This is a genomic window from Kitasatospora sp. NPDC004723 (assembly GCF_040609255.1).
Lineage (GTDB): Bacteria > Actinomycetota > Actinomycetes > Streptomycetales > Streptomycetaceae > Kitasatospora.
The window spans coordinates 85,489-96,114 of sequence record NZ_JBEXJT010000031.1; the positions used below are offsets into that span (position 1 = coordinate 85,489).

General features: G+C 74.2%; 8 protein-coding genes. 3 read left to right on the forward strand and 5 right to left on the reverse strand.

All coding sequences use genetic code 11. From position 1 onward, the window contains the following. The first annotated feature begins 10 nt into the window (after positions 1–10). A complete protein-coding gene (locus tag ABZW10_RS26040) occupies positions 11–1,105 on the forward strand; it encodes an ABC transporter ATP-binding protein (protein WP_355370012.1) in 1,095 nt (364 codons plus the stop codon). Beyond that, positions 1,098–2,117, forward strand: coding sequence for a dipeptide ABC transporter ATP-binding protein (locus ABZW10_RS26045; protein ID WP_355370014.1), 1,020 nt, complete (start codon positions 1,098–1,100; stop codon positions 2,115–2,117). Before ABZW10_RS26040 ends, ABZW10_RS26045 begins: the two co-directional genes overlap by 8 nt. Positions 2,118–2,190: 73 nt before the next feature. Here the strand turns inward: ABZW10_RS26045 and ABZW10_RS26050 are convergent, their stop codons facing one another. From ABZW10_RS26050 to ABZW10_RS26070, 5 genes are all read right to left on the reverse strand, one after another. Then, entirely contained in the window at positions 2,191–3,909 is a 1,719-nt protein-coding gene (locus tag ABZW10_RS26050) for an ABC transporter family substrate-binding protein (protein WP_355370016.1), read from the reverse strand. A gap of 115 nt (positions 3,910–4,024) precedes the next feature. Then, positions 4,025–6,241: a hypothetical protein gene (locus ABZW10_RS26055; protein WP_355370018.1), complete on the reverse strand. Its 2,217-nt coding sequence runs from the start codon at positions 6,239–6,241 to the stop codon at positions 4,025–4,027. A gap of 236 nt (positions 6,242–6,477) precedes the next feature. Continuing rightward, positions 6,478–6,939, reverse strand: coding sequence for a DUF6113 family protein (locus tag ABZW10_RS26060; RefSeq protein ID WP_355370020.1), 462 nt, complete (start codon positions 6,937–6,939; stop codon positions 6,478–6,480). Continuing rightward, positions 6,936–7,871 (reverse strand): N-acetyl-1-D-myo-inositol-2-amino-2-deoxy-alpha-D-glucopyranoside deacetylase, encoded by a 936-nt coding sequence (gene mshB, locus ABZW10_RS26065; protein WP_355370022.1) that lies wholly within the window; start codon positions 7,869–7,871, stop codon positions 6,936–6,938. Before mshB ends, ABZW10_RS26060 begins: the two co-directional genes overlap by 4 nt. 50 nt (positions 7,872–7,921) lie before the next feature. Beyond that, a complete protein-coding gene (locus tag ABZW10_RS26070) occupies positions 7,922–8,116 on the reverse strand; it encodes a DUF2304 family protein (protein ID WP_344344199.1) in 195 nt (64 codons plus the stop codon). 226 nt (positions 8,117–8,342) lie between these two features. Here ABZW10_RS26070 and ABZW10_RS26075 point away from each other — a divergent pair, with 226 nt between their 5' ends. After that, a complete protein-coding gene (locus tag ABZW10_RS26075) occupies positions 8,343–10,496 on the forward strand; it encodes a prolyl oligopeptidase family serine peptidase (protein ID WP_355370024.1) in 2,154 nt (717 codons plus the stop codon). Positions 10,497–10,626 lie beyond the last annotated feature (130 nt).

Consider the following 10,626-nt stretch of genomic DNA (forward strand, 5'->3'; position numbering starts at 1 on the left):
GCCGCGGACCATGACTGACATGACCCAACCGGCGAAGGACGGCTCCGGTGCGGGCCGGGACGCGGTGGAGGTGCTGGGGGCGCGCCGGGAGAGCCTGGTGCCCGGCACCCCGCTGCTGGAGGTCGACGACCTGCACATCGAGTTCCACACCCGGGACGGCGTCGCCAAGGCCGTCAACGGGGTGAGCTACTCGGTGTCGGCCGGGGAGACGCTGGCGGTGCTCGGCGAGTCCGGCTCCGGCAAGTCGGTGACCGCGCAGGCGATCATGGGCATCCTCGACATGCCCCCGGGGCGGATCACCGCGGGCTCGATCCGGTTCCGGGGCGAGGACCTGCTCACCATGAGCCCCAAGGCCCGGCGGGCGGTGCGCGGGCGGAAGATCGCGATGATCTTCCAGGACGCGCTCTCCTCGCTCAACCCGGTGCTCAGCGTCGGCTACCAGCTCGGCGAGATGTTCCGGGTGCACCAGGGCGCCGGCCGCAAGGAGGCCAAGGAGAAGGCCGTCGAGCTGATGGAGCGGGTGCGGATCCCGGCGGCCCGGCAGCGGGTCAACGACTATCCGCACCAGTTCTCCGGCGGTATGCGCCAGCGCATCATGATCGCGATGGCGCTGGCGCTGGAGCCGGACCTGATTATCGCGGACGAGCCCACCACCGCGCTGGACGTCACCGTGCAGGCCCAGGTGATGGATCTGCTCGCCGAACTCCAGGCCGAGTTCAACATGGGCCTGATCCTGATCACCCACGACCTGGGCGTGGTCGCGGACGTCGCGGACAAGATCGCGGTGATGTACGCGGGCCGGATCGTGGAGACCGCCCCGGTGCACGAGCTGTACGCGCGCCCGGCCCACCCGTACACCCGGGGCCTGCTCAACTCGATCCCCCGGCTGGACCAGAAGGGCCAGAGCCTCTACGCCATCCAGGGCCTGCCGCCGAGCCTGCTGCGGATCCCGGACGGCTGCGCGTTCAACCCGCGCTGCGACCGGGCCCAGGACGTCTGCCGCACCGAACTCCCGCGCCTGGTGGCGGTGCTGGACGCCCAGGGGGCCGACCTGCCGGGCCGGCGCAGCGCCTGCCACTTCTGGAAGGAGACCCTCCATGGCTGAGCCCATCCTGGAGGTCAGGGACCTGGTCAAGCACTATCCGCTCACCCAGGGGATCGTCTTCAAGCGGCAGGTCGGCGCCGTGCGGGCGGTGGACGGCGTCTCCTTCCGGCTGGCGAAGGGGGAGACGCTGGGCATCGTCGGCGAGTCCGGCTGCGGCAAGTCGACGCTGGCCAAGGTGCTGATGAACCTGGAGAAGGCCACCTCCGGCGAGGTGCGGTTCAAGGGCGAGGACATCACCCGGCTCTCCGGGGCCGGGCTGAAGGCGGTGCGGCGCAACATCCAGATGGTGTTCCAGGACCCGTACACCTCGCTCAACCCGCGGATGACGGTCGGCGACATCATCGGCGAGCCCTTCGAGATCCACCCCGAGGTGGCACCGAAGGGGGACCGCCGCAGGGCGGTCCAGGACCTGCTGGACGTCGTCGGCCTCAATCCGGAGTACATCAACCGCTATCCGCACCAGTTCTCGGGCGGTCAGCGCCAGCGCATCGGCATCGCCCGCGGCCTGGCGCTCAAGCCGGAGGTCATCATCTGCGACGAGCCGGTCTCGGCCCTGGACGTCTCGGTCCAGGCGCAGGTGATCAACCTGCTGGAGCAGCTGCAGAACGACTTCGAGCTCTCCTACATGTTCATCGCCCACGACCTCTCGATCGTCCGGCACATCTCCGACCGGGTCGGCGTGATGTACCTCGGCACGATGGTCGAGATCGGGACGGAGGAGCAGATCTACTCCCACCCGACCCATCCGTACACCCAGGCGCTGCTCTCCGCCGTCCCGGTGCCCGACCCGACCGGGCGCGAGCAGCGCGAACGGATCCTGCTCAGCGGCGACATCCCCTCGCCGGCCAACCCGCCGTCGGGCTGCCGCTTCCGCACCCGCTGCTGGAAGGCGCAGGAGCGCTGCGCGATCGAGGTCCCGCTGCTGGCCGTGCCGTCGGCGCTGAGCGGGCCGGCCGCGCACGAGTCGGCCTGCCACTTCGCGGAGGTGCGGGACGTGATCGGCGCGGGCTGAGCGCGCGGGCCGGTCCCGGCGGGGCCCCGGAGTCGTCACGGACTCCGGGGCCCCTGCCGTGCGCGGCGAAACGTCACTTCAGATAGCCGACGTTCTCCCAGACGATGTCGGACAGGCCCTGGGCGCCGATGTTGGCGAGGTCGGCGCGGGCGCCGAAGAGCTGCGGGCGCTGGTAGAGCGGCAGCATCCCGGCCACCTTCCACAGCTCCCCGTCGGCCTGGTTGATGGCCTCGAAGGCGCCGGCCGCGTCGGTCGCCGCGGCCGCCCGGTCGAACGCGGCGTCCACCGCCGGGCTGCCGGCCTGGGAGTGGTTGGTGCCGCCGTTCGTGGCGAAGTTGGTCCGGTTGCCGCTGGCCGGGAACGGCGTGCCCAGCAGCGAGTAGGCGGCGATGTCGAAGTCCCGCCGGTTGACGTACTTGTCGAAGAACTCGTTGGGGCTGGCGGTGACGGTGGTGACCTTGACCCCGACGTCCTTGAGCATGCCGGTGGCGACGGCGGCCTCGTTCTGGGCCTGGGTGACGCCGGCCGGGATGACCATCCGCAGGTTGAGCTCCTTGCCGTCCTTGCGGCGGACGTCGCCGTCGAGCTTCCAGCCGGCCGCGTCGAGCTTGCGGACGGCCTCGGCCGGGTCGTAGCGGCTGAGGCCCAGGGAGTTGTCCCGGTAGGCGTTCTGGTTGGCCACCAGCAGGTGGTTGTTGAGGGTGACGGTGGGCCAGTCGAGCCCGGCCAGGTCGGAGCGGGTGATGGCGTCCCGGTTGATCGCCTGGAACAGCGCCTGGCGCACGGTCGGGTCGGCGAGTCCGGGGCTGCGGCTGTTCAGCGTGAACTGCCGGAAGTCGGGTCCCCCGGCCCGTCGGACGGCGGCGCCCGGGGTGCTGCGGATCAGCTGGTAGCCGGCCACGTCCGGACCGTTGTTGAACAGGTCCAGCTCGCCCTTGTTGAAGGCGGCGGCCATCGTATTGGGCACCATGGCGCGGAAGACGATCCGGTCCAGCAGAGGCTTCTCGCCCCACCAGGCCGGGTCGGCGACCAGGGTGACGGTCTGCGCGGTCCGGTCCATCTTCTCCACCTTGAACGGGCCGGCGGTGACCGGGATGGCGTCCAGGTAGGAGGTGTTGAACAGCTCGGGCGTGGCGACCCGGCTCGCCGGCAGCAGCGGGGCGTTGGCGGCGCCGTTGAACATCGACTGCCACTCGGAGTACGGCCGCTCGAAGGTCATCACGGCCTGGTAGTCGTCCTTGCCGCGCTCGACCGCCGAGACCTGCTCGAAGCCGGTGCTGCTGGCCGCCCGGTACGCCGGGTCCTTGCCGTTCAGCGCCCGCCAGTTGGCCTCGATGTCGCGCCAGGTGATCGGTGTGCCGTCGGACCAGCGGGCCTTGGGGTTCAGCGTCCAGACCACGACCTGCCGGCCGTCCCGCTGTTCGGCGTGCGCGTCCTGCAGGTAGGCGGGGTTGGGGGTCTGGGTGCCGGCCGCGTCGGAGCGGAAGAAGGTCGGCAGCAGCGGCTTGCTGACGGCGATGGTGGAGGACTCGCCGCCGTCGGTCTGGATCGGCGACCACTGGCTGGAGTACTGCGGGATCGCCACCCGCAGGGTGCCGCCCTGGCGCAGCTCGGCGCGGTCGTGCGGATTGATGTCGACGGCGGTGAGCTTGGGGCTCTCGACCGCGCTCGGGAGGGCGCGGGCGCCGCCGTCGGAGCCGCCGACGGGGGCGCAGGAACAGAGCGACAGCGACAGCGAGACGGCGGTGAGGCCGACGAGCAGGGCCGTGCGGCGGTACAGGGGGCGGCCCATGGTGGTTCTCCCGGGGCGGATGCGGCGGATGACAGGCGACACATCTTGCTGACCCGGGAGCGGCGTTGTCGAGGGGCGGGCCCGGATCCGGGCCCGCCCCCCGATAACGGTTCGGTCAGACCGGGAACTTGAAGGTGCGGTCCCGGTCGCCGGTCTTGTCGAGCAGCGCGGTGATCTGGTCCGCGACGTCCTGGGTGGTGATCGTGACCAGCTGGCCGTTCTTCTTGGTCTTCACCTTGTCGAAGCCGGCGGCCGCCAGCTGGCGGCCGAGCGCGTCGAGGTCCCACTTGGGCACGAACTTGCCGTTGGCGTCCGGGACGAGGGTGAGCGCCGCGGCCGCGGTCTTCGGCCCGAAGTCGAACTTCTTGGTGCCCGCCATGATGTGGATCTGGCCGTTCACCGCGGACTTGCCGAGGGTGTCCGCCGCGCCCTGGAGGGCCTGCGCGGAGGTCTTCGGCTGGGCGGCGGTCACCGCCAGCGCGACGGGCTGCTCGGACTTGCCCGCGGCGCGGTCGCGGTAGGCCGCGTCGACCAGGTCGACGGCGGCGGTGGAGTCCACCGCCTGCCCGGCCTTGCCGGGGACGACGACGGCCTCGCCGGTCTCGGAGAACTTGACGTAGCCCTCCTGCAGGCCCTGGCCGCTGCCGCCGGCCAGCGCCTCCAGCGCGGACTTGAGCTTGGCCCGGTCGACCTTGACCTCCGGCGGCACCGCCTTCTCGTCGCCCTTGAGCGACTTGAGGACGTCCATCGGGTTGTAGGAGTGCTGGGCGAGCTTGTCCACGGTGGCGGTGGTGTCGAAGGCGAGCCCGGCGGCGGTCGGGTCGAGGTCCACGGTCTGCTCGCCGACCTTCAGCTTGACCGGCTGCTGGCCGGCCTTGCCGATGCTCTCGTCGAGCTGGTGGATGGCCTGGTCGCGGCTGCTGCCGCCGATGTCCGTGCCGAGCACCACGGTGCCCTTGGGGACGTCGGACTGGTTCAGCATCAGCCCGGTGCCGTAGGCGGCGGCGCCGAGGAAGCCCACCCCGGCGACGGCGTAGGTGGCGAGCTTGACCAGCTTCTTGGCGGCGCTCGGCCTGGGCTTGGGGGTCGGTGCGGGCTTGGCTGCGGCGGGCGCCGGCTTCGGGCCGGACGGGCCGTCCGCCGCGGGGGCGGTGGCGGCGGCCGGGGCGGCGGGCACGCTCGCGGGGTCGAAGGGGGCGGCGGCGGGCTCGCCCTGGCGGCCGGGGGCGCCGGGGAACAGGCCGCCGGGGGCCGGGGCGCCGTTCGGGCCGCCGGCGGCCGGGCGCTGGGCGGCGAACGGGTCGGTACCGGCCGGGGCACCCGGGAAGAGACCGGGCTGTGCGGCGGCGTCCGGGGCGGCGGGGCCGTGGGGCGCGCCGGGTATGGGCGCGGCCTGGGCGTCGTCGCGGATCGGGGCGAAGCCGTCGACCGAGGTGTCCTCGGGGCTCGGCGCGCCGGGCCCGCCGGAGGCCGGGGGCTGCTGGACGGCGAACGGGTGGGCGGGCGCGAAGGGGGCGGCCGGGGCCGGCGGGGCGAACTGCTCGGTGGGGGAGTCGGCGTAGACGCCGGCCTCGTCGGCGGGCAGCTCGGGCGCGGCGCCGTACGGGGAGGCGGGCGCGCCGGTCGGCTGCGGGGCGGGCGGCTGGACCTGCGGGGGCACCCGGTGGCCGTTGGCGACGGCCGCACCGGGGGCGGCCGCGGCGGGGCGGCCGGTCCGCGGGTTCTCTGGCTGCGGGCGGGGAGCACCGTTGGCCCGGGCGGCGCCGCGCTGCGGGCCGGCGGGGGCCGGGGCGGCCGGACCGCTGCCGGGGGCCGGGGCGGCGGCCGGCGCCGGGGCGGTGCCCTCGGTGGCCGGGCCCTTCTTCTGGCGCGGGCGGAACCACGCGCCGGTCGACTCGGCCTCGGAGGTGGCCGGCGGGATCTGCCACTCCGGCGGCAGGTGCGGCGGGGCGCCGCGGGTGCCGCCGTCCATCACGCCGAGCACCGGGGAGGCGGGCGCGGCGGAGCGGTGCCGGGGGCCGGCCGGCTCGGCGGCGGGCGCCGGGGTGTCCTCGCCGCCGCCGTCCTCGTTCTTGACGGTGCTGCGGACCACCACCGGCGGGATCGGGCGCGAGCCGGGGATGTTGATCCGGACCCGGGTGGTGAGGGTGGTCTCGGTCTTCGGGCCCTCGTCCTCGCCCTCCGGAGCCGAGCCCTTGGCGGCGCCGGCGCCGCCCGTGCGGTCGCCGCCGGGGAAGCCCGGTGTGCCGTAGGGCGGGGTGCCCGACGGGTAGGCGTCCGGGCCCGTGCGCCGAGGCGTCGGGTGGGCGTTGTCAGATTCGCGGCTGCTCAATGCTGCTCTGCTCCGGGTTCGCGGGCCGGCCGTGCGGCGCGACCGCGGTTCGTCTGCGCCGGGCCTGGCGGGCGGCGTCGGGTACGGCGTTCTGCGGCACCACCATACTGGGAAGAACCGACCGGTGAACCGGTTCGGAGAGATCCCGATACGTCCGGTTCCTCCGGTATGAGAGTACGACCGGGCGGTGCTGACTGCTCGTCGTACCGGCCACCGTACGCGGTTGGCCGCCAGGGTCAGCGCGGTGGGCCCATCACGCCGGGGAACCAGCCGGCGCGGGTGGGCAGGGTGGTGCAGATCACGCACAGGATCGAGCCGGCGAACAGCCAGCCGAGCGAGGTGGCGTTGGTCCAGAGCACGTTGTCCCCCTCGGGTCGGGGGACCATCACCATCAGCAGCGCCAGGAACCAGCCGGCCGCCGGGACGCCCGCGCCGAGCCGGGTGCCGGTCACCCGCAGGCCGCCGTAGAAGGTCGCGGCGGTGGCGGCGAGTGCCAGCAGGACCCCCACCGGAGGCCACAGGGCCTGGATGAACGCTCCGCACACCGACACCGCGAAGCCCAGCGGGAAGAGCAGGACGTAGGCCGTGACCCGTGCGGCGCGCGGGGGCTGGGGCTCCTTCAGCCGCTCGTCCCGGGTGCCGAGGACGGCCGCGGGGATCGAGCGGCGCGCGGGCCGCTCGGGGGCGGGCGAGGTCATCGGGCACGCTCCTCGGAGGTCGCGTCGGGGCCGGTGGCCGCGTCCGGGCCGACGTCCAGGCCGGCGAACAGGTCGTCCTCCGGCAGCCGCGGCCCGGCCTGGCCGCGCACCAGCTGGTAGTACTCGGTGACGAGCAGCGGCTGGCCCAGGTGGTTGGAGAGCGCGAAGAACGCGCCGGTGGGGTCCACGGTGATCTGGGTGGCGTGCGCGGCCATCGCGGCGGCCTTGCGGCCGGCGTACGCGGCGCCGTCCAGCGCGGTGGTGACCAGCTCGTCGTCCACCACGCCGGGGACGTCGGCCGGCTCGGCCACGCCCGGGAACGGTGCCCTCTCGGCGGTCTCGGCGAGGGCCCGCTCGAGGACCGACCGGGGCACCCGGTTCCAGTACACCTTGGCGATCCGCCAGGCCGGACCCAGCTCGGGCCGGTACGCCGGGTCGGCGGCCAGCTCGTGGGCGCGCATCGCGACCCGGTGCGCCTGGATGTGGTCGGGGTGCCCGTAGCCGCCGTGCTCGTCGTAGGCGACCAGCACCTGCGGGCGCACCTCGCGGACCACGGCCACCAGCCGGCCGGCCGCCTCGTCGACGTCGGCCCGCCAGAAGCAGCCGGCCACGTCGTTGTCGGGCACGCCCATCATCCCGGAGTCGCGGTAGCGACCCGGACCGCCGAGGAAGCGGACGTCGCCGACCCCGAGCGCGGCCATCGCCTCCGTCAGCTCGCCGATCCGGTGGGCGCCGAGCCGGTCCTCCCGATCCGCCGTCAGATGGGCCAGCTCCGGCGGGATCACCTCGCCGCCCTCGCCGAGGGTGCAGGTCACCAGGGTCACGTGGGCGCCCTCGGCGGCGTACCGGGCCATCGTGGCGCCGTTGTTGATCGACTCGTCGTCGGGGTGCGCGTGCACCAGGAGCAGGCGGCGGCCGGTAGTGGCGGTCATGGGAGGAAGCCTAACGACCGGCGCGCCGCCCGGTGACCGCGCGCGGCCCGTCAGAGCCGCAGGCCGTTGATCATTCCGGCGAGGTTGCTGGTGACCTGGCTGATCGAGGGGGCGATGGAACTGGACGCCAGGTAGAAGCCGAGCAGCGCGCAGACGATCGCGTGCGCGAGCTTCAGGCCGGAGCGGCGGATCAGCACCACCACGATGACCAGCATCAGCATGGCGGCGGAGATGGACAGGGCCATGGCGGCTCACACTCCTCGGGGCCTGGCGAGCACTCGTGCACCAGTCATACCCGAAGAGTGAGGTCCCCATGACGCTGGGTGAGTCCGCATGCCCCGGGGCACGGTGGCACTCGTGGGGCGCATGGGCCGGTCGGAGGGGGTACGGGGCCCGTCCGGGCGTACTTGCGGCCGATGCTCCGAACGAGTGATCACCATCGGCCCACCCCGGGTCGTAGGGTCTGGTGCCATGACCTCCCACACCCCTGCGGACACCTTTCCGCGGCAGTACGCGCGCACCCTGCGCTACACCGTCGGCGCCCCCCGGTCCTTCTCCGTCGCACCCGACGGCTCCCGGGTCGTCTTCCTGCGTTCGTCCTCGGGCAGCGACCGCGCCAACCTGCTCTGGACCCTCGACACCGCCACCGGCGAGGAGCGGATCGCCGCCGACCCGGTCGTGCTGCTCGGCGGCGGCGAGGAGGACCTCTCCCCGGCCGAGAAGGCCCGCCGCGAGCGCAGCCGCGAGGGCTCGGCCGGCATCGTCGGCTACGCCCTGGACGGCGCCGGCCGGCTCGCCGCCTTCGCCCTGTCCGGCCGGCTGTTCGTCGCCGACCTGGTCGCCGGCACCACCACCGAACTGCCCGCCGAGGGCCCGCTGCTCGACCCGCGCCCCTCCCCGGACGGCACCCACGTCGCGTACGCCACCACCTCCGGCGAGCTGCGGCTCACCCGGGTCGACGGCACCGGCGACCGCGCTCTCGCCCAGCCGGACGGGCCGAACGTGACGTGGGGCCAGGCCGAGTTCATCGCCCAGGAGGAGATGGGCCGCGACCGCGGCCACTGGTGGTCCCCGGACGGCGAGCGGCTGCTCGTCGAGCGGGCCGACGACACCCCGGTCCACCGCTGGTGGATCGCCGACCCGGCCAACCCGGACCGCGAGCCCGCCGAGGTCGCCTACCCGGCCGCCGGCACCGCCGACGCCGAGGTCGGCCTCTGGCTGTTCGGCCTGGACGGCACCCGCACCGAGGTCGTCTGGGACCGCGAGGCCTTCCCCTACCTGGCCCGGGCGCACTGGTCGAAGGGCGGCGTGCCGCTGCTGCTCGTCCAGTCCCGCGACCAGCGCGTCCAGCGGACCCTCGGCCTGGACGTCGCCACCGGCGCCACCGAGGTGCTGCACGAGGAGCGCGACGACGTCTGGCTGGAGCTGTTCCAGGGCGTCCCGGCCTGGACCCCGGACGGCAAGCTGGTGCGGATCTCCGACGAGTCCGGCGCGCGGTCGCTGGTGATCGGCGACCACACCGCCACCGGGCCCGACCTGCACCTGCGCTCGGTGCTCGCGGTCACCGCCGAGGAGGTCTTCTTCACCGCCTCCGGCGGCGCCGCCGAGACCGATCCCGAGCCCGGCTGGGTCGCCGTCGGCCGGATCAGCCACGACGGCAAGCGGCTCTCCTGGGAGTCCGCCAACGGCCGCCCGTTCACCTCCGTCACCACCGCCGTGCACGCGGCCGGCGTCACCGTGCGGGCCACCGCCGAACCCGACCTGCCCGGCACCCTGGTGCAGGTCGCCCGGGACCTGCCGGAGGGCGTCGTGGTGGACGACGTCGCCGTCATCGCCTCGCACGCCGAGACCCCGGTGATCACCGCCCGCCCGGTGTTCCGCTTCGCCGGCGAGCGGCGCATCCCCGCCGCGGTCTTCCTGCCCACCGGCTACGACCGCGAGCGGGACGGCCTGCTGCCGGTGCTGATGGACCCCTACGGCGGCCCGCACGGCCAGCGCGTCGTCCAGGCCCACAACCCGCACCTCAACTCGCAGTGGTTCGCCGACCAGGGCTTCGCGGTCGTCGTCGCCGACGGCCGCGGCACCCCCGGGCGCGGGCCGGCCTGGGAGAAGTCGATCCACCACGACTTCGCCGGGGCCACGCTGGACGACCAGGCCGACGCGCTGCGGGCGCTCGCCGAGGAGTTCCCGCTCGACCTCGGCCGGGTCGCCATCCGCGGCTGGTCGTACGGCGGCTACCTCGCCGCGCTCGCCGTGCTGCGCCGTCCCGACGTCTTCCACGCGGCGGTCGCGGGCGCGCCGGTCACCGACTGGCGGCTGTACGACACCCACTACACCGAGCGCTACCTGGGCCACCCGGCCGAGCACCCCGAGGTGTACGACGCCAACGCGCTGACCGGCTACGCGGCCGGCCTCGAGCGCCCGCTGATGATCATCCACGGGCTCGCCGACGACAACGTGGTGGCCGCGCACACCCTGCGGCTGTCCTCGGCGCTGCTCGCCGCCGGGCGCCCGCACACCGTGCTGCCGCTCTCCGGCGTCACCCACATGACGCCGCAGGAGGAGGTCGCGGAGAACCTGCTGCTGCTCCAGGTCGACTTCGTGAAGAAGTCGCTCGGGATCTGACAGCGGTCCGTGGGGGGGGGGGTGGGGGGCGGACGACGGCCGCCCCACCGCCGCCCCCCCCCCCCCGGTGCGGGGGGGCGGGTGGCCGGCGGGCGGGTGGCAGAGCGAGAGGCCGAGCGCCACCAGGGCG

Bases quoted from the DNA above. Each gene is read 5' to 3' on its own strand.
- ABZW10_RS26045 (WP_355370014.1), top strand. From the start codon at position 1,098: ATGGCTGAGCCCATCCTGGAGGTCAGGGACCTGGTCAAGCACTATCCG.
- ABZW10_RS26060 (WP_355370020.1), bottom strand. From the start codon at position 6,939: ATGACCTCGCCCGCCCCCGAGCGGCCCGCGCGCCGCTCGATCCCCGCG.
- ABZW10_RS26050 (WP_355370016.1), bottom strand. From the start codon at position 3,909: ATGGGCCGCCCCCTGTACCGCCGCACGGCCCTGCTCGTCGGCCTCACC.
- ABZW10_RS26075 (WP_355370024.1), top strand. From the start codon at position 8,343: ATGACCTCCCACACCCCTGCGGACACCTTTCCGCGGCAGTACGCGCGC.
- mshB (WP_355370022.1), bottom strand. From the start codon at position 7,871: ATGACCGCCACTACCGGCCGCCGCCTGCTCCTGGTGCACGCGCACCCC.
- ABZW10_RS26070 (WP_344344199.1), bottom strand. From the start codon at position 8,116: ATGGCCCTGTCCATCTCCGCCGCCATGCTGATGCTGGTCATCGTGGTG.
- ABZW10_RS26040 (WP_355370012.1), top strand. From the start codon at position 11: ATGACTGACATGACCCAACCGGCGAAGGACGGCTCCGGTGCGGGCCGG.